The following is an 18,192-nucleotide window of genomic DNA, read 5'->3' as shown; positions in this document are numbered from 1 at the left end:
TCAGGCCGCCTGAGCCTTGAACCGCGCGGTCGCAGGATCGGCATTGTACCGGGCTGCGATCTCCCCCGCCTTCATCGACAGCTCATTGACGCAATTGATGATGTATTGCGCGGTTTCCTCCTCCATCAGATAGGAGAAGTTGAGCCGCACCCAGCCCGGCTTCTTCATCTCTTCACCGGCCTGCAGGTCGGCAAACAGAGTTTCCGATTCCGGCTGGCTGATGCCCAGCAGACGGTGCGCGTAAGGGCCTGCGCAGGCGCAGCCGCCGCGGGCCTGGATGCCGTAAACGTCGCTCAGCATGCGGGTGAAAAGCTGCTGGTGCACCGGGTTGCCCGCGCCGTCGGAGACCAGGAAGGAGAAGATCGGCAGCCGGTGCGCCGTGCGGTGGCCGAGGATGCGCAGCCGCGGGTTGGCGGACCAGCCCTCCCAGGCCATCTGCGCGAACTTCGCCTCGCGGGCTTCGATCTGTTCCTGGCCCACGGCCTCCTTGACCAGGAACGCCAGTGCGGCGCGGATGTCGCCGGTCACGTTGGGGGTGCCGGCCTCCTCGCGGGCGGCCAGGTCGCGGCTGTATTCATGCCGCCAGGGGGAGACAAAGCTGACGGTGCCGCCGCCGGGCCAGGACGGGCAGCGGCGGCGCACAGCTGATTGATTGACGATCAGCACGCCGGAGGCGCCGGGGCCGCCCGGGAATTTATGCGGCGAGACCACAACAGCGTCCTTGCGCGCCGCGCCATTGCCGCCCATGTCGACCGGCAGGTAAGGGCCGCCGCCGGCGTAATCCCAGACCGACAGCGCGCCGTATTCACGCAGCAGGCGGCTGATGGGGTCGGGATCGGTGACGATGCCGGTCACGTTAGAGGCTGCGGAGAAGCTGCCGATCTTCAGATCGCTGTCCGCGTGCTGTTTCAGGGCCAGTTCCAGCACCGCCAAATCCGGTCCGCCCTCCTCCGCTTCGGGGATCTCGACAACCTCGGCCTTGCTCTCGCGCCAGGGCAGAATGTTGGAGTGGTGCTCATAGGGGCCGATGAAGACAACCGGGCGGGCGGCCTCGTTCACGCCGAACAGGCTGACCAGCCGGTTGAGGCCCGCGGTGGCGCCCGAGCCGGTGAAGATCACCGCATCCTCCGCCGTGGCGCCGGTGATGCGGGCGATCTCGCTGCGCGCCTCGCGGCGCAGGCGGGTCATCTGCATGCCGCAGTAGGACGCCTCGGTGTGGGAGTTGGCATAGAAAGGCAGCACCTGGCCTGCCACGAAATCCTCCACCTGGCGCAGCGCCCGGCCGGAGGCGACGTAATCGGCGTAGACCAGCGGCACCTCGCCATCGAGGCCGGGGATCATCACCCCGTCGCCGATCACGCTGCGGCCAAGGATGCCGTCCTGCGCTGCTTGCCGGATTGTCTGTTTGAATGCTGCCAGGGTCATGTCGCGCCTCCGAAATATGTTGAGGCATAGTGAACGGGAATTGGCGCAAAAACTTAATCAATTAATGAGTGGATTACGCTAAACTTGTGTCATATGATCGGAAAATGAGCAAAACTTCAGATAATATTGACCGCGCCATCCTGCGGGCCCTGCAAGAGGACGCCAGCCTGTCCCAGCGGGAACTGGCCGATCAGGTGGGGCTGTCGCAGAATGCCTGCTGGCGGCGGCTGAAGGCGCTGAACGAAAGCGGGCTGCTGAAGGGCTCCACCGCACGGCTGGACCGCAAGCAGCTGGGGCTGGATCTGGTGGTGTTCGTGCTGCTGCGCACCCGGCATCACTCGGCGGACTGGCTGCAGAAATTCCGCCGCCATGTGCTGACCATTCCCGAGGTGGTGGATTTCCACCGCATCGGCGGCGACTACGACTATCAGCTGAAAGTGGTGACGGAGGACATGGCCAGCTATGACAAGGTCTATCAGCGGCTGATTTCAGGCGTGGAGCTGGACAGCGTGACCTCCTACTTCGCGATGGAGGCCATCGCGGAGGGGCGGCCGCTGCCACTGTGAGGGCAGAGGCAAAGGGCAGCCCCCTGCCCTGCGGTCATGGCTGTTAGTGCCCGAAGGCGCTGTTTTTCATCCATTTCGGGCGTTTGCCGTCCGGTCCCATCCGCATGTGCAGGCAGGCGGTGCCGAGGCGCTGAAAATAGAGAATGTCGACGGGATACCAGCCGGGTGAAGGCACCTCGACCTGGGTCACGATGGTGCTGTCACAGGACTGGCGGCCATCGAATTCTCCAACCACCTGACCGCCGATTTTGGCCAGCAGGCCGTCGTTGGTCAGAAAGTCGATGTTGTGAACGCCGGGCGTGTCCAGCTTCACATACCCAGTGATGCGCGCCGCCACATGCATCGGCCGCTTGGCGGTCAGGGTGTTCTGCCCCTCCTCGGTATCGCGGTTGTCCAGGCCGGCAATCGGGCGGCCCCGCTCGCTGCTGATCTTCAGCGCAGACGAGGCTTCGGCCAGTGACTTCACGTCCTGCGGATAGGCGTAGACCACCGCCAGGCCGGGCTTGACGCCGGAAGGCTGCGGGTTTGCAGGTGTGAGTTTCAGAGGTGCGGCGCCCGCCGCTGCCGCCAGAACCGTGAACGCGGCCGCTGCCGCTGCTTTCATCAAGAACTTCATTGGTCACTCCCTGTCGTTTTGGATCAGGATAGTACCAACGGCGCCGCCGGACCACAGCTTTTGGAACCGGGAGCCGCGGAGCGCCCTGGCCAGGCAGTTCCGCAAAAGAAAAGGGCTGACCAAAAGGACAGCCCTTCCGCCAGATGCCCCGGGGGCAGCAGGCTTAGTTCTTGGCGTAGAATTCGACGACCAGGTTCGGTTCCATCACAACCGGGTACGGCACGTCGCCCAGGGACGGGGTGCGCACGAAGGTTGCGGTCATCTTGGAGTGGTCGGCTTCGATGTAATCCGGCACATCGCGCTCAGCCAGCTGAACGGCTTCCAGAACGGCAACCATCTGCTTGGACTTGTCGCGGACCTCGATCACGTCGCCCTCTTTCACGCGGTAGGAGGGGATGTTCACGCGCTTGCCGTTCACGGTCACGTGGCCGTGGTTCACGAACTGGCGGGCGGCAAAAACGGTTGCCACGAATTTGGCGCGGTAGACAACGGCGTCCAGGCGGCGCTCGAGCAGGCCGATCAGGTTTTCACCGGTGTCGCCAGTCACACGGACGGCTTCGCCGTAGATGCGGCGGAACTGCTTTTCGGTCAGGTCGCCGTAGTAGCCTTTCAGCTTCTGCTTGGCGCGCAGCTGAATGCCGAAGTCGGACAGTTTGCCCTTGCGGCGCTGGCCGTGCTGGCCCGGGCCGTAGTCGCGGCGGTTAACCGGGGACTTCGGACGGCCCCAGATGTTTTCGCCCATGCGGCGGTCGATTTTGTACTTGGCAGACGTGCGTTTGGTCACGGCTGATCTCCTTCGTTTATGGTTTCGAAGGGCGTTGTCCTCTTGAGGTTTCCCCCATGACAGGCATCCCCTTGCGGGGGCCACCAACACCAATGAAGCCGCGCTTATATAGGGGGACGGGGCAGAGTCAACACGCTGTTTGCCTGTTCGGCAGGAAATCTGCAGCGGGACCCGGCCTGGGCCGCCGGATAGCACCCTGACTCCGCCGGATAAAGGCTTCAGGCTGCTTCGTGGCCGAGAATCGCTGCCTCGGACGTGTTGAGGTTGCGGCGGGCATGGGCACCGTAGGACAGCGGGTTGCGCTCCAGCTCCGGCAGCAGGCCGAACAGCCTTGCCCTGTCGGAGCCGCTCAGTGCGGTAAGCGAGGCATTCGAGGGATGGAAGCTTTCGGTCTCCACCCCGTTGGCCCAGAGCACCTGATGATTGGCCAGCATCAGGTGGATATAAGTGACTTCGCGCACCGAGGTGTCGGGCTGAATGGTGGAGCCATTGGCCAGGTCGCTGGCCGCGACCAGCACCTCGGGCGTGTTGAACAGCGCCCGCACCCGGCTGCCGCGCAGAAGCATCCGGTGATCGGGGGAGACCAGCAGCTCCTGTTCAGGGCGGTCGATGCCCAAGGCGCCGGCATGAATGCGGATCGGGCGCAGCCGCGGCATCACGTAAAGCCGCGCGCCGGTGATCCGGCGGGAACCGATCCAGAGGATCTCCTGGGCGCCGTTATCGCGGGTCTGCACCTTTTCGCCTTCGCGCAATTGCTCCACCCGTTTCGGCCCGCCGGGCGTGGCAATCAAGGTGCCCGGGGTAAAGCAGATAACACCGGTTTCGCCCTGGGGCCGGTCGGCGTGAATGGTGCCAAGCGAATGGTGCACCACCCAAAGGTCGGTGCCGCGCGGCGGCAGCTCATCCACGAACATCAAAAGAGGGTGCTGACCCGGGCCGACCTCGATCAGGGTAACGGTGTAGCTTTGCACGCCGTTGGTCACGGAAAAGCTGCTGTCCATCAGCGGCTCATCGACCTCGACCGCATGAACATCGGTGCGGTTCTGCACCGCAGCCCCGACCAGCCTGCGCACCGAGCGTGCCGCCCGGCGGCGCAATTCTGCCTCGCCGTTTGCCATGTCCAGCCGCAAAAGCCCTGCCGGCCCGTCCACCCGCACCGCATCGCCGTGCCAGGACCAGGCCGCCCCCACATCAATGGCGTCCACCGGTGCGGCCGGGAGGCCGTCGATCTCGGTTTGCGACCAGGAAACAACAAACGTGCCACGAAAGCCCGTTCTCATCTGCCCGTATGCCTGCTTCAACTTATAATTATTAACGGAACGTTAACAAAGCGTCGCGCCTCCGGAAACAGTGAGGCCCATAAAATCCTTGTGAGCGTGCCCTTTACGCACCATTCCTCATGCGGTTGAAGTTGCCGTAGCGGCACTCAATTTTTGGGCAAGCCGGGCGGCGCAGAATACCCAGCAGAAAGAAACGCGCGCCTTAGCGGACCGCGCCGTAGCTGGCGCGCAACGTGTCCGCGGCCTGCCGGACCACCTCGGCCACCTGCATCAGCTGCCGCGCCAGCGGATTGCTGCGCCGCCAGATCATGCCGATGGTGCGCGACGGCTGCGGGTCGCGGAAGCGGGCCACCGACACCACGGCCGAGCGGGTTTCCACCGGCACCGCCATTTCCGGGATCAGCGTCACCCCGATCCCGGCGCTGACCATCTGCACCAGTGTCGACAAGGAGCTGCCGTCCAGCAGCTCCCGCGGGGCGGCGGATTGCATGTTGCAGAAGGACAAGGCCTGGTCGCGGAAGCAATGCCCCTCCTCCAGCAGCAGGAGGCGCATCTCGCGCAGGCCCTCGGGGCCGGGAACCGGGGTGCCAGCGTCCTCGCCCGGGCGCACCAGCACAAAATCCTCGGAAAACAGCGGCACCTCCTCATAAGACGGCTCAGACACCGGCAGCGCCACGATGGCTGTGTCCAGCCGCCCCTCCCCCAGTTCTTCCAGCAGCTTGGGGGTCACGGTTTCGCGGACCCGGATGTCGGCCTCCGGGTACTGCCGGGTGAGCGTGCCCACGATGGAGGGCAGCAGATAAGGGGCGATGGTGGGAATCACCCCGATCCGCAGGCGCCCGGCTAGGCCGTCGCGTGAGGCCCGCGCCAGCTCGCCCAGCTCATCCACCGAGCGCAGGATGCCGCGCACACGGGAGGCCAGATCCTCGCCGAAGCTGGTGAGCCGCACCTGGCGGGCGCCGCGCTCCACCAGCTGCACCCCCAGCACCTCCTCCAACTCTTTGATCTGAACAGACAAAGCAGGCTGAGACACGGCGCAGGCGTCGGCCGCGCGGCCGAAATGGCGGTGCTGGGCCAGCGCCTCGAAATAGCGCATCTGGCGGAGGGTCACGTTTATCATAGGTTTTCATTATCAGAGCGATGAATAAATGCAACTTATCCCAATGATATTTCCCTGCTAGCCTCATCCTCAGGACAACAGGGAGACCCGGCGCAGGCAGCCTGCGCCCCGCGTGCATTTCCATGCGGCGCACAGGCTGGCGGAATGGTTCCGGGGCGCTTCCTCCACATCGCAGTTCAACTAATTGAAGCCACGATCGGAGAAGGAAATGGACGGAAATACCCCCGCAGGAAAATGCCCGGTGATGCACGGCGCGGCGCTGAACACCGACGCCGGCGGCACCTCGAACCAGGATTGGTGGCCGAACCAGCTGAACCTGAAGATCCTGCATCAGCACTCCCCCAAGTCGAACCCGATGGGTCCTGACTTCAACTACCGCGAGGAGTTCAAGAAGCTTGATCTGGAGGCGGTGAAGAAGGACCTGTTTGCGCTGATGACCGACAGCCAGGACTGGTGGCCCGCGGATTACGGCCACTATGGCGGGCTGTTCATCCGCATGGCCTGGCACAGCGCCGGCACCTACCGCACCGCCGACGGGCGCGGCGGCGGCGGCACCGGCAACCAGCGGTTTGCGCCGGTGAACTCCTGGCCGGATAACGGCAACCTGGACAAGGCGCGCCGCCTGCTGTGGCCGATCAAGCAGAAATACGGCAACAAGATCTCCTGGGGCGATCTGATGATCCTGGCAGGCAACTGCGCCATTGAATCGATGGGCGGGCCGGTGTTCGGCTTTGGCGGCGGCCGCGAGGATGTCTGGGCGCCGGAGGAGGACATCTACTGGGGCACCGAGACCGAGTGGCTGGGCGACCAGCGCTATTCCGGCGAGCGCGACCTGGAAAACCCGCTGGCTGCCGTGCAGATGGGCCTGATCTACGTGAACCCGGAAGGGCCGAACGGCAACCCGGACCCGGTGGCCTCCGGCTTTGACGTGCGCGACACCTTTGCGCGCATGGGCATGAATGACGAGGAAACCGTGGCGCTGGTGGCGGGCGGCCATACCTTCGGCAAGGCGCACGGCGCGGGCGACCCGGAGCTGGTGGGTGCCGAGCCGGAGGGCGGCGCGATGGAGCAGATGGGCTTTGGCTGGGCCAACGCGCATGGCTCCGGCAAGGGCGGCGACACCACCACATCGGGCATCGAAGGCGCCTGGAAACCGAACCCGACCACCTGGGACATGGGTTATTTCGACGTGCTGTTCGGCTATGAGTGGAAACTGGTCAAAAGCCCGGCCGGCGCAAACCAGTGGCAGGCGCAGGACGTGAAGCCGGAGCATATGGTGGTGGACGCCCACGACCCCAGCAAGAAGCACGCGCCGATGATGACCACCGCTGACATGTCGCTGCGGATGGACCCGGAATACGAGAAGATCTCGCGCGATTTCCACGCCAACCCGGAGAAATTCGCCGACGCCTTTGCCCGTGCCTGGTTCAAGCTGTGCCACCGCGACATGGGGCCGAAGTCGCGCTATCTGGGAGCGGACGTGCCTGCCGAAGACCTGATCTGGCAGGATCCGGTGCCGGCGGTGGATCACGCGCTGGTGGATGCGCAGGACGTCTCGCAGCTGAAGGCCAAGATCCTGGGCACCGGACTTTCGGTCTCTGAGCTGGTCTCCACCGCCTGGGCCTCGGCCTCGACCTTCCGCGGCTCCGACATGCGCGGCGGTGCCAATGGCGGCCGCATCCGGCTGGCGCCGCAGAAGGACTGGGAGGTGAACGAGCCTGCGCAGCTGGCCAAGGTGCTGTCGGCACTGGAGCAGATCCAGAGCGAGTTCAACGCCGGCGCGTCCGGCGGCAAGAAGGTGTCGATGGCCGACTTGATCGTGCTGGCGGGCGGTGCCGGCGTCGAGGAAGCCGCAAAGGCTGCAGGACACCCGGTGGATGTTCCCTTTACCCCTGGACGCACCGATGCCACGCAGGAGCAGACCGACATCGACGGCTTCGCGGTGCTGGAGCCGGAGGCCGATGGCTTCCGCAACTACCAGAAGGCGGAGTATGCCGTGCCGGCCGAGAAGATGCTGGTGGACCGGGCGCAGCTCTTGACCCTCGGCGCGCCGGAGATGACCGCGCTGACCGGCGGGCTGCGGGTGCTGGGCGCCAACCACGGCGGTTCCAAGCATGGCGTGTTCACGGACCGCGTTGGCGTGCTGAGCACCGACTTCTTCACCGCCATCACCGATATGGGGGTGGAGTGGAAGCCGGCAGGCGACGGCACCTATGAGGGCCGCGACCGGGCCAGCGGCGCCGTTAAATGGACCGGCACCCGCACCGATCTGGTGTTCGGCTCGAACTCGCAGCTGCGGGCGCTGGCAGAGGTCTATGCGCAAGACGATGGCGCCGGAGCCTTTGTCCGCGACTTCGTGGCAGCCTGGGCCAAGGTGATGAACGCCGACCGGTTTGATCTGGCGGCCTGAACGGCCCTGGCATAGCAAAACAGAAAGGCGCCCCGGGATTTCCGGGGCGCTTTTTTAATCCAACCAGCCGCCGGGCGGATCACTCCGGCAGGTATTTTTCCGACCAGCTTTCGCCCGCAGCACCGCTGGTGATCATCGCCGCTGTTTCGTCTTTGGAATAGCCAAGCCGCGCCAGGATCGCCCGGGTGTGATCGCCGTATTTGGGGGCCGGACCGGGGATCGTGATCCGGCCTGTCTGCGGGCGCACCGCGTTGGGCGCCACCAGGTCGCACCAGCGGCCCATCGGGTGCCGGTCGTGGCGGATCACTCTGAAAGTGGCCTGGTTCAGGTCGATGCACCCCTTGCTTTCCAGCTGCAAAGCCGCATCGCGGGTTTCGTGCAGCGAGGACAGCGGCACTGCGGTGGACGAGGTGCCGGCAAATGCGGCGCGCCAGTGGGAAAGCGGCTGGGCAGCGAAGCGTTCAGACAGCGCCGCCTGCAGCTGGTCCTCTGGCAGTTCTGCCAGATCCGACAGGTCCGGCACCCGCGCCAGGGCGGCGGCGCGTTCGGTCGGGGCCGCGAAGAAGAACCAGCCGTCCGCGGCCTGATAACAGTGGTAGAACGGCCCCCAGCCCAAGGCTTTGCGCCCCGAGGGTTCGTCAAAGGGCGCCCTGCCCTCATGGTCATACATGAACTGCGCCTGGATCAGGTTGCCGGCCGCCGCCAGAGAGGCGCGTGCCACCCCGCCCTTGCCGGTTTCCTGGAGCCGCAGCAGCGCGCCGCCCAGGGCCACGCATGCGCAGAAGCCGGTCAGCACGTCGATGGTGCCGAAATGGGCGTGCTCCTCCGGCGTTTCCATGCCGCCGCCAAACCGCAGCATCACCCCGGTTGCGGCCTGCGCCAGGTCGTCATAGCCGAGGTGATCGGATTTCGGCCCGCGCATCGGGCCGCCGAAGGCATCGAGCTGCACCAGGATCAGGCGCGGATTGATCTGTTCCAGCCGTTCCGGCGACAGGCCCAGATGGTCGCGCTGCTGGTCGGTGCCGTTCATGGTGATGACATCGGCCTCGGCGATCAGCCGGGCCAGCGCCTCCTGCCCTTGTTCACTGCGCAGGTTCAGCAGGATGCTCTCCTTGCCGCGCTGCGCGTGGATGCCGAAGACGACGGTGTTCCAGGGGTCCACCGAAGGATCCACCGGCTGCACCAGGGTCACCTCTGCGCCGTAGCGTGCCAGGGTCGAGCCGATGGTCGGCCCGGCGATCACATTGGTGAGGTCCAGCACCTTCAGCCCGTCGAGCCAGCCCTTGCCCGCCTGACCGCTGGTGCCGCCGCGCTCCGGCTCCGCCAGCAGCGCCGCCAGGTCTGCCTCCTCGGCGCTGGTTTTTCGCACCGCATCTTCGTCGCCGGACAGCCAGGCCACATTGCCCATCTGCTGCATGACCCCGTGCTTGGCGTCCTTGACCTGCAGGATCAGCCCGGAAGCCAATGCGTGCGGGTCGTGCAGCCATTCGCTGGTGAAGCGCTGCACGGTGGCGGGTGCCTTGGCAGCGCCGAACAACTCCTCCCACTCATGCGAGGGTTTGGTCAGGAAGGCCGCCTTCATCGCCGAGGACACCCGTTCCCGGTCGGACGCCCCCACCGGGTAATTCCGCATCGACCATTCGGCGGGCCAGTCCTTGGTATCAAGATAGGCGGAGAAGTCCGGCAGCTCGTCCGCCAGGTCCTTGAGCCCCAGGGTCTCCAGCACCCGGCGCGGATGGGTGGCGACCGAGCCGCTCACCACATAGAAGCCGCGCCCGTCAGCGCAGGTATAGGTGCGGTAGAACGGGTCGAGGAATTCCGACAACTCCTCGAACTTCAGGTTCATCGGCAGGCCTTCTGCGGCGCGGCGGTCCAGTTCCACCTCGCGCGGGGACTTGTAGCGCTCGGGGTAGTCTTCGATCTGCTCGCAGTTATAGACCAGCCCCTCCAGCAGCGCGGCGGCCAGCGGCACCTCGATATGGTCGCCGCCGTTGGCCTCGCGGGCGTTCAGCGCAAAGAGGACCGACATGGCGCCGAAACTGGCGCCATAGGCCGAGGCCAGGGCCAGCGGCGAGAAGGACGGGTTGATGCCCATCAGGCGGCGGTTCAGGCCCATGTCGGTGAACTGGCCGGTATAGGCGGCGATCACTGCCTCCCAGGCAGGCAGGCCGGCCAGCTCGGCATCGGTGGAGGCAAAACCCGGCATCGACAGGTAGACCAGCTGATCATTGACTTTGCGCAGCACCTCCGGCCCGAGGCCGAGACGGTCCATGACACCGGGACGGAAGTTCTCAATCACTACATCTGCGCGTTTGGCGAGTTCGATGGCAGTGGCGCGGCCCTCCTCCGATTTCAGGTCCAGCTCCAGCGTCTGCTTGCCGCGCGACAGCATATCGAAGGCCGGGCCGTCAAAGCCGGTGCCGCCGGGCGGGGTGATGCGGATCACCTCTGCCCCCATGTCGGCCAGCATCATGCCAGTTAAAGGGCCCGCCAGATAGTGGCCGAAGTCGAGAACGCGGATATGGGAAAGGGGGCGCTGCGGCATTTGGGAAGTCCCTGGAAAATTCTGAGATCATGTTTGCCGCCCCAGATTATCTTTGCCGCTTGCAATATCCACTGGCCAAGACTGCATGGCCTCCCTAACAATTTCCTATGGAACGCTCGATACGCCCTACCGCCGGATCGCTGAACTCCTTGCTGGTGCTGGAAGTTGCCGTGCGCCACGCCAGCCTGTCCCGCGCCGCAGCGGAGCTCGGCCTCAGCCAGCCCGCGGTGTCGCGGCATATCTCGACGCTGGAGGGGCGGCTGCGGCAGCCGCTGTTTGAGCGCAACAACAACCGGATCACCCCGACGGCCAATGCAACCCGGCTGGCGGATGCGGTGGCGCTGGGATTGGGCCATGTGGATCAGGCCTGGAGCGAGGTTCTGGCCGCACCGGAGACGGATGAAGTGACGCTGGCCTGCACCTTCGGCTTTGCCGATCAATGGCTGATGCCGCGGTATTCGGACCTGCGCGCCAGCATGCGTGGCACAAGGGTCCGGGTGGTGACCACCGACCAGCTGGGGGACATCGACCTCAGCCGTCTGGATGCGGCAGTGGTCTGGGACCCGTCGCGGATGCCGGACCGCCCGTATTTTCCTCTGATCCCTGCGGAGACGTTTCCGATTTGCAGCCCCGGCTTTCTGGCGGATCACCCTGAAGCGGCTGAAAACCTGTCCGCATTGGCGCCGGAGCTGTTTCTGCATTTCGACACCGGCAGTTCAGGGTTCCTGACCTGGCAGGGCTGGTTTGAACAGGCGGGGCAGCTGCCGCCGAATTTTGGCAAAGCGCCGGAGTTCGACGCCTACCCGTTCCTGCTCCAGTCGGTTCGGCGCGGCGAAGGGGTTGGGCTGGGCTGGGCGGGGATCGCCGACAATGCCTTGGCCTGCGGCGAGGTGCTGCGGCTGGGGACGGCGGTCTCAGACAGGCCGTACAGCTATTTTGTGCAGCACCGTACACCTGCCGCCAGCAACAGCGCGCTGGAACAGCTGCTGGATTGGTTCAGGGGCCAATTGCCGCCGGCTCACCGCCAGCCGTAACACAGCAAGAAAAAGCCGGAGGATGGCTCCCCCGGCTTCTCCGCCTCCTGGAGGGAGGCTGTTTTCAGGCCGGGCACTCGCAGCTGCGTTGCCCGGTGCCAGGGTTTATTCGGCCGGAGCTGCAGCCTTCTCACGCTGGCCGTCGCGGAACAGCGCCTTGGCCAGCGAAATGCACATCAGGCCCATGACCATGGTGAAGGGCAGCGCGCCGATGATCATCGCGCTCTTCAGCGCCTCCATCGGGTCGGCGCCGCCGTTCTGCTTGCCTGCGAACAGCAGAGTGCCGATCACAGCGGTCAGGATCAGGCCCCAAACGATCTTGTGCTTGTTGCCGATGTTCTGGTCGCCGCCGGACATGATGGTGTTCATCACCAAGATGCCGGAGTCCGCCGAGGTGACCAGGAAGGTCATGATCAGCACCACGCACATGATGGTGATGCCGGACAGCAGGCCGCCGTCGATCATGCTCTGCAGCGTCACGAACAGCTTGGCGGTGTTGGAGGCACCGATGATCGCGCCTTCGGCCGCACCGTTCAGTTCCAGGTCGATGGCGGTGCCGCCCAGGATGGTCATCCAGGCAAAGCAGACCAGCGCCGGGGCGAACACGCAGCCGACGATGAACTCACGCACCGAACGGCCGCGGGAAATGCGCGCCAGGAACAGGCCGACGAAGGGCGAGAACGCGATCCACCAGGCCCAGTAGAAGGTGGTCCAGCCTGCCTGCCAGCCGAACTGGCGCTGTGCTTCACCAGCTGCATAGGTTGCTGCCAGAACGTCGTCGGACAGGGCTGCAGCTTCGCCTTCCAGGCCGGATTTGAAGCCATCGAAGGAGCCCCAGGCGTTGGTTGCACCGCCGCGCAGAGCATCTGCGTAGGGCGCCGCGTCCGCGGGAAGCGCTGCCGCGAAGTCAGCTGCGGACTGCGGGCCGTAGGCACCGAAGCTCAGCGAGGCGAAGTGCAGGACGTAGTCCACGAAAGCCGAGGCGTAGGTGGTCATTGCGAACATGAAGGAGCCGAAGACCACGAAGGTCAGCAGCAGGATGATCGACAGAACCAGGTTCAGGTTCGACAGATACTTCACGCCGCGTCCGACGCCGGAGACCGCCGAGATGATCGACAGGCCCATGATCGCGAACAGGCCGGCCAGCAGGCCAACGGTGCCCGGTGCAGGCGCGTCGCCGCTCATGTCCATCATCCATTCCATGCCGGTGATGGCATAGACGCCGTCCACGAACTGGGAGACGCCGAAACCGATGGTCACGGAAACGCCCAGGATGGTGGCAACAACACCCAGCACGTCAACGACGTGGCCCAGGAAGCCGTTCATCAGCCTGCCGAACAGCGGCGTCAGCGCGGTGCGGATGGTCAGCGGCATGTCGCGGGTATAGGCGTAGTAGGCCAGAGACAGGCCGGTCACCACGTAGATTGCCCAGGCGTGGAAGCCGTAGTGCAGGAACGTGTAGCGGAAGCCGGACTGGATGGCTTCTTCAGTGTTAGCGGTCACCTGCTGCGCCAGGACCACCGGGTTGGAGCCCCAGAGACCCAGCGGTTCAGCGGTAGCGAAGACCATCAGGCCGACGCCCAGACCGGCGCCGAACATCATCGAGAACCAGGAGAAATCCGAGAATTCCTTGCCCTGGCCCGGTCCCCCCATGATCCGCTTACCGGTTTGCGGCAATGCGGCGACCACAAACAGGAAAAAGGCGAAGAAACCGACGATGATGATGTAGAAGGCGTTGAAATCCTCAAGGATCCGCCAGTTGAGGCTGCCCAGAACGCCTGTGGCGTTTGCCGGCCAGACCAAGGCCCAGAGAACCAGGGCGACCATGATCCCCTTGCTGAGCAAGGCGATCTCGACGCTGTGCCCCTTATAGAAGCCCTCGTCGGAGGTCTTGATCTCCAGATCCGTAAAAGGTTGCTTTATTGACATGCGTTTCCTCCCGTTTCGCACGTGCCGCACCGGGGTGCGGATTGTCCGGCGGTTCGCGCAACCGCCGGTATCTGGCGTCAGCCCAGCAGGGCTTCGATCCTTGCCAGCGTTGCAACGCTGACAGCGACGCCGTCTTGGCGGGCCTGCAAGCGTTTTGCCCGCCGCCCGTCTCCGGGCAGATGTGCGCCGTCTTGCCCGCGCACCGCTTCCACGATCCCGGCCATTCCAGCACGAAAAGCGTCATTTGAGGTCGCAGCCGGGTCGATTGCGATGAACATCTGGCCGGTTTTCGGCGGCCCGCCCGCGGTGCCCGAGAAGGGCGATGCGTTGATGCCGAGGGTGGCGCCGGTCAGCGCCGCGGCCATGATTTCTGTCAGCAGCGCAACACCGACGCCTTTGTAACCGCCCGAGGGTGCCATCGAGCCCTTGAGGCCCGCGTCCGGATCGGTGGTCGGATTGCCGCCGGCATCCAGCGCCCAGCCCAGCGGGATCTCCTTGCCCTCGCGGGCGTGCTTCATCACTTCGCTCTTGGCGATGGTGCTGGCGCTCTGGTCGATCAGCAGTTCCGGCTCGCCATCCTCGCCCGGAACGGCAACCGAGAACGGGTTGGTGCCGACCACCGGCTTGCTGCCGCCCGAGGGCGCGATCGAGGCCGGCGCGTTGGTAAAGCCCAGCCCCACCAGCCCGGCGCGGGCCAGGCGGGCGGTGTGGTAGCCCAGCACGCCGCAGTTGTAGCTGTTGCGGATTGCAAGCACCGCGATGCCCTGCTCCCGCGCTGCCGGGATCAGCGCCTCGAACCCAATGTCGATGGCGGAATGGGCAAAGCCGGTGGCGGCATCCACCGCCACGACGCCGGGGCGCGGGCGGGCCAGAACCGGTGCCGCCTGCCCGTCCACCTTGCCGCATTGCACATGCTCGGCATAGATCGGGATATAGGCGAGGCCATGGCTGGCCACGCCATCCGCCTCGGTGGCGGCTGTTGCGACGGCCAGGGGCCGGGCATTGGCCTCAGACGTGCCTGCCGCCACCAGGGCGCGGAAGGACAGGTCCTCGATCTCGGCGAGGGACATAGTTCTGGTTTCGGTCATGTAAGTGGCCTCTTCAGTCGTTGTCCGACAGCCCGGCGCCGGCGCCCAGCAGGCGCGACTCCTCGGTGGCCGGAGCGTAGGTTTTATGGGCAAAACGGTTCAGGACGGCCCAGGCCGCCTCCGCCGGTTCCGCGCGGGTTTGGCTTGGGTTTGCGTTTGCAAGGCTGCCCGCGGCCCGGATGCTCAGCTGCGCCGCCGTTTCCGGCAGAGTGCCTTCGCACTGCAGGCCGATGCCGTCGGTGACGGCCTGAAAGCCCTCGCCTTCGACCGTGACACAAGCGCCGAGCTGGCGCGCGGCCAGCGCGGCAAAGGGCAGGATCATTGCGGGCCGGGAGACCGGCCCCATAGCCAGCGTAAGCACTTGCAGCCGCGCGGCGCAGTCCGACAGCGCCGCACCGGTTGCCAGCGGGCACAGCGGCGCCTCGGCCTGCCAGTCGCCATCCAGGCTTTGCGGCACATGGGATTGCAGCCCCGCCGCGTATCCGGCCTCCAGCAGGCCAGCCAGCACCGCGGCACCGTCCAGCCCCTGCGCGCACAGCCAGCGGGTGGCTTTTGCAGCCTCCTCCGCCAGCCCCCAGTCATAGCCCGCCCCGCGGGCGGCGCGTTTGGCGGTGGCTTCCACTTCGTTCAGCGCATAGCTCATTGGTCTGCCTCCGGATAAACCCACAGGTCGGCGTTGGCGGTGGTCAGGTCTTCGGGATACGGCGCGCCCGCATACATGCAGATCCGCACCCAGCGGTCGGAGCGCGGGTCGAAATGGGTGGCGCCGAAGAACGACAGCTTGGCGCGCAGCATGTCGACCGGCAGCACCCGGTCGCTGATGGTGTTGCTGCGGATTTCGCTGTAAGGCGCGACCCGGCTCATCTGCGCCCGGCGCACGGTGTGGCGGTGTTCCGGGTGGCGCAGCAGGAAGGATGCGATCGACTCTTCCCCGTCCCAGCCAGCCAGGGCCGCGTGGGCCGCGGCGGCATCACGGGCCGGGGCCAGCGGCTGCTCGTACGCGGCAATCGGCTCGTCAAAGCGCTCGCCCATGCGGGGTTCCAGCTTCTCCTCCGAGACATACCAGGCGCGGGCGCAGTTTTCGCGGGCGCTCCAGTCCAGATCCAGCGCCCAGGCAAAGCTGTCCTCGATCAGCTCCCTCACCTGTGTAACCGGCATTGCGCCATCGATGATGAAGGCGTCCTTGTTGGCATCGGCCATACAGTCGGACAACCCGTCCACAAGGTCCCCATAGGGTTCCAGGATCAGCGAGGCCGCCAGTTCCTGCCCCTCCAGGCCCAAGGCTGTCTCGCTCCAGCGGATCAGACGGTCCCAGGGGTGGTCATTGAGCAGATCGTCTGCCGCCGCCCAGGCGGCCAGGGCCTCAAGATCTGTGTGAAGGCTGGCCAGCTTCTCGATCTGCGCCGGGTGTTCCGAATGCCAGCGCGCCGCCGACAGTTCGCTCCGCCGCAGCATACGGCGGAAGCAGGCGGCTTCCTCAGCCGAGGCGGTTTCGACCGAGCGCACCCGGGCAATCGCCTCTTCCCGCGCCATGATCCAGTTGTTGAACAGCACCGGGTGGTTGACGATGTAGGGCGCCATGCCGAGACCGGTGGAATTGCCGATGCCCAGCCGCCGCGCGGTTTCCGGGGCCAGCGGCACGGCGTTGTCGCCGCCCTTGGCACGGGCCATATGCTCCACCAGGTCGCGGACGAAAGCGCGGGTCAGAAAGACCGACAGCATCTCTGCCTGAAACGGTGTGTTGAGCTCGGGGCGGTCGGCAATCGCCTCCCGGTCGGCGGCGCCCAATTTACCGGAACCATACACGGCGGTGGTGCGCATCAGATAGCCGACAGCGTCCACCTGCGCCTGGTCCGGCTGCTGGCCTTGCGACAGCGAGTCGACGAAATGCGCCCACAGGCGCACAGAGCGGTTGGCGCGGGAGACTGACAGGGACTTCTCGTTGACCCGGCCCGCCTCCTGATACGGCACGTTCTTTGACAGACGCTCAATGTCGGCATCCGTCGGCACGCCGTCGAACAGGGTGAAGGTTGCATCCCAAGCGGTGGCGATCACCCGGTCCGAGCGCATTTCCGGCGGCAGGTCATGGGCGAAGGCAACCAGGGAATAAGTCCGCGCAGGGCCGGCGGCGGTATAGACCGCCACGCCGACGCCGTTGCCGTCGATATCGAACTTGGGGCGCGCAAAGCTCCAGTTTTCCCGGGCCATGCGGCGTGTCAGCACCCGCATGAAGCTGAGGCGGCACTGATGCAGGGAGCCGAGGCGGCTGAGGCGCATGACCTGAGCCGGGTCCCGTCGTGATATCGTTGTCTGCGCGGTTGTTTCCATGACCTATCCCTTTGGGCCAAAGTTTTCGGCGAAGAACCGGTACCAGTTCCCGCCCATGATGCCGCTGACCTCGTCATCGTTCATGCCCGTCGCGCGAAGGCCGTCTTCGATGTTTCCAAAGTCGCGGTTGTCCTTGAACCAGCCGGGCATTTCCGGGAAACCCGGAGCGGCGGCTGATCCTTCGCCGTAGTCGATCTCTTTCGTCCAGCGGCCGACGCGCATCCATTCAACGATGCTGTCGGGCTGATCCTGGCAGAGATCGGTGCCAATCCCGAGATGCTCCACCCCGTACTTCTCGGCGGTGCGTGCAATCATCTCGCAGAAGCTTTGCAGGGTGCAGTCGGACTTGTCCTTCAGGTGGTGCGGATAAATCGAGAAACCCAGCATGCCGCCGTGGCCGGTGACTGCGCGGATCACATCGTCCTTCTTGTTGCGCAGGGCCGGCGACCACTCATGCGGGTTGGCATGGGTGATGGCAATCGGACGGGTGGAGATCTCCGCCGCCTCGATGGTGGAGCGGTCGGCAGAGTGGCTCATGTCCACCACCAGGCCGACCCGGTTCATCTCCTTGATCACCTGGCGCCCCATGCGGGTGATGCCCGGATCCTCGGCCTCGTAACAGCCGGTCGCCAGCAGTGATTGGTTGTTGTAGGTGAGCTGCATGAAGCGGGCGCCCAGGGTGTGCAGGATTTCGACCAGGCCGATGTCGTCTTCCATCGGCGAGGGGTTCTGGAAGCCGAAGAACACCGCGGTGCGCCCCGTTTCGCGCGCCTTGTCGATGTCCGAGGCCCACTGCCCCTTCATGATCAGGTCCGGGTACTGCTCGAACCAGCGGTTCCACTTCTCGAAGTTCAGAACCGTCTCGCGGAAGTTCTCGTGATAGGCAATGGTGACATGGATCGCGTCCACGTTGCCCTCGCGCAGCTGGCGGAAAATCTTTTCCGACCAGTTGGCATATTGCAGGCAGTCGATACGGTATCCGGTCATTCAAGCACCTCGGTTTTCAAAGTCCAGCGCCCGGCCTTCAGGCAACGGGCAGGAGGCGCCCGCCTCAGGGGAAACGAGGA

At 65.3% G+C, this 18,192-nt stretch carries 14 protein-coding genes; 3 read left to right on the top strand and 11 right to left on the bottom strand.

Features of this window, described 5'->3' with window-relative positions; translation table 11 throughout:
- Complete coding sequence (locus AC58NV_RS09745; protein ID WP_497226947.1) at positions 1–1,425, bottom strand: aminotransferase class V-fold PLP-dependent enzyme; 1,425 nt, start codon at positions 1,423–1,425, stop codon at positions 1–3.
- 104 nt (positions 1,426–1,529) lie between these two features.
- Between AC58NV_RS09745 and AC58NV_RS09740 the strand changes: the two genes are divergently transcribed.
- Entirely contained in the window at positions 1,530–1,991 is a 462-nt protein-coding gene (locus tag AC58NV_RS09740; RefSeq protein ID WP_497226946.1) for an Lrp/AsnC family transcriptional regulator, read from the top strand.
- A 43-nt stretch (positions 1,992–2,034) separates the two neighbouring features.
- On the opposite strand, the gene AC58NV_RS09735 is transcribed toward AC58NV_RS09740, so the two are convergent.
- From AC58NV_RS09735 to AC58NV_RS09720, 4 genes are all read right to left on the bottom strand, one after another.
- Positions 2,035–2,607: a PA14 domain-containing protein gene (locus tag AC58NV_RS09735; protein ID WP_497226945.1), complete on the bottom strand. Its 573-nt coding sequence runs from the start codon at positions 2,605–2,607 to the stop codon at positions 2,035–2,037.
- Positions 2,608–2,770: 163 nt separating this feature from the next.
- Positions 2,771–3,391: a 30S ribosomal protein S4 gene (rpsD, locus tag AC58NV_RS09730; RefSeq protein ID WP_497226944.1), complete on the bottom strand. Its 621-nt coding sequence runs from the start codon at positions 3,389–3,391 to the stop codon at positions 2,771–2,773.
- A 218-nt stretch (positions 3,392–3,609) separates the two neighbouring features.
- Positions 3,610–4,671: a Hint domain-containing protein gene (locus AC58NV_RS09725; RefSeq protein WP_497226943.1), complete on the bottom strand. Its 1,062-nt coding sequence runs from the start codon at positions 4,669–4,671 to the stop codon at positions 3,610–3,612.
- Between the two features lie 202 nt (positions 4,672–4,873).
- Entirely contained in the window at positions 4,874–5,791 is a 918-nt protein-coding gene (locus tag AC58NV_RS09720) for a LysR substrate-binding domain-containing protein (RefSeq protein WP_497226942.1), read from the bottom strand.
- A gap of 208 nt (positions 5,792–5,999) precedes the next feature.
- On the opposite strand from AC58NV_RS09720, the gene katG reads away from it, so the two are divergent.
- Entirely contained in the window at positions 6,000–8,201 is a 2,202-nt protein-coding gene (katG, locus tag AC58NV_RS09715; RefSeq protein ID WP_497226941.1) for a catalase/peroxidase HPI, read from the top strand.
- Positions 8,202–8,280: 79 nt separating this feature from the next.
- On the opposite strand, the gene AC58NV_RS09710 is transcribed toward katG, so the two are convergent.
- Positions 8,281–10,746 (bottom strand): CoA transferase, encoded by a 2,466-nt coding sequence (locus AC58NV_RS09710; protein WP_497226940.1) that lies wholly within the window; start codon positions 10,744–10,746, stop codon positions 8,281–8,283.
- Between the two features lie 107 nt (positions 10,747–10,853).
- On the opposite strand from AC58NV_RS09710, the gene AC58NV_RS09705 reads away from it, so the two are divergent.
- Positions 10,854–11,780, top strand: coding sequence for a LysR family transcriptional regulator (locus AC58NV_RS09705; protein ID WP_497226939.1), 927 nt, complete (start codon positions 10,854–10,856; stop codon positions 11,778–11,780).
- Between the two features lie 105 nt (positions 11,781–11,885).
- Here AC58NV_RS09705 and AC58NV_RS09700 read toward each other — a convergent pair whose 3' ends face one another.
- The 5 genes from AC58NV_RS09700 to AC58NV_RS09680 form a co-directional block, all read right to left on the bottom strand.
- Complete coding sequence (locus AC58NV_RS09700) at positions 11,886–13,709, bottom strand: BCCT family transporter (RefSeq protein ID WP_497226938.1); 1,824 nt, start codon at positions 13,707–13,709, stop codon at positions 11,886–11,888.
- A 77-nt stretch (positions 13,710–13,786) separates the two neighbouring features.
- Complete coding sequence (locus tag AC58NV_RS09695) at positions 13,787–14,797, bottom strand: Ldh family oxidoreductase (RefSeq protein WP_497226937.1); 1,011 nt, start codon at positions 14,795–14,797, stop codon at positions 13,787–13,789.
- Positions 14,798–14,810: 13 nt separating this feature from the next.
- Positions 14,811–15,440: a DUF3726 domain-containing protein gene (locus tag AC58NV_RS09690; RefSeq protein WP_497226936.1), complete on the bottom strand. Its 630-nt coding sequence runs from the start codon at positions 15,438–15,440 to the stop codon at positions 14,811–14,813.
- Positions 15,437–17,125, bottom strand: a complete 1,689-nt coding sequence (locus tag AC58NV_RS09685; protein WP_497226935.1) for a hypothetical protein — start codon at positions 17,123–17,125, stop codon at positions 15,437–15,439. The genes AC58NV_RS09690 and AC58NV_RS09685 overlap by 4 nt, the downstream gene beginning before the upstream one ends.
- A 3-nt stretch (positions 17,126–17,128) precedes the next feature.
- Entirely contained in the window at positions 17,129–18,112 is a 984-nt protein-coding gene (locus AC58NV_RS09680) for a membrane dipeptidase (protein WP_497226934.1), read from the bottom strand.
- Between the last annotated feature and the right edge of the window lie 80 nt (positions 18,113–18,192).

The organism is Leisingera sp. ANG49, from assembly GCF_059694505.1.
This window is presented reverse-complemented; position numbering and strand designations above follow the sequence as displayed.

What these genes read in the sequence shown, in the direction of transcription:
- AC58NV_RS09680 (WP_497226934.1), bottom strand. Translation starts at nt 18,112, where the DNA reads ATGACCGGATACCGTATCGACTGCCTGCAATATGCCAACTGGTCGGAA.
- AC58NV_RS09700 (WP_497226938.1), bottom strand. Translation starts at nt 13,709, where the DNA reads ATGTCAATAAAGCAACCTTTTACGGATCTGGAGATCAAGACCTCCGAC.
- AC58NV_RS09745 (WP_497226947.1), bottom strand. Translation starts at nt 1,425, where the DNA reads ATGACCCTGGCAGCATTCAAACAGACAATCCGGCAAGCAGCGCAGGAC.
- AC58NV_RS09740 (WP_497226946.1), top strand. Translation starts at nt 1,530, where the DNA reads ATGAGCAAAACTTCAGATAATATTGACCGCGCCATCCTGCGGGCCCTG.
- AC58NV_RS09720 (WP_497226942.1), bottom strand. Translation starts at nt 5,791, where the DNA reads ATGATAAACGTGACCCTCCGCCAGATGCGCTATTTCGAGGCGCTGGCC.
- AC58NV_RS09690 (WP_497226936.1), bottom strand. Translation starts at nt 15,440, where the DNA reads ATGAGCTATGCGCTGAACGAAGTGGAAGCCACCGCCAAACGCGCCGCC.
- katG (WP_497226941.1), top strand. Translation starts at nt 6,000, where the DNA reads ATGGACGGAAATACCCCCGCAGGAAAATGCCCGGTGATGCACGGCGCG.
- AC58NV_RS09735 (WP_497226945.1), bottom strand. Translation starts at nt 2,607, where the DNA reads ATGAAGTTCTTGATGAAAGCAGCGGCAGCGGCCGCGTTCACGGTTCTG.
- AC58NV_RS09685 (WP_497226935.1), bottom strand. Translation starts at nt 17,125, where the DNA reads ATGGAAACAACCGCGCAGACAACGATATCACGACGGGACCCGGCTCAG.
- AC58NV_RS09695 (WP_497226937.1), bottom strand. Translation starts at nt 14,797, where the DNA reads ATGACCGAAACCAGAACTATGTCCCTCGCCGAGATCGAGGACCTGTCC.
- AC58NV_RS09725 (WP_497226943.1), bottom strand. Translation starts at nt 4,671, where the DNA reads ATGAGAACGGGCTTTCGTGGCACGTTTGTTGTTTCCTGGTCGCAAACC.
- AC58NV_RS09710 (WP_497226940.1), bottom strand. Translation starts at nt 10,746, where the DNA reads ATGCCGCAGCGCCCCCTTTCCCATATCCGCGTTCTCGACTTCGGCCAC.
- AC58NV_RS09705 (WP_497226939.1), top strand. Translation starts at nt 10,854, where the DNA reads ATGGAACGCTCGATACGCCCTACCGCCGGATCGCTGAACTCCTTGCTG.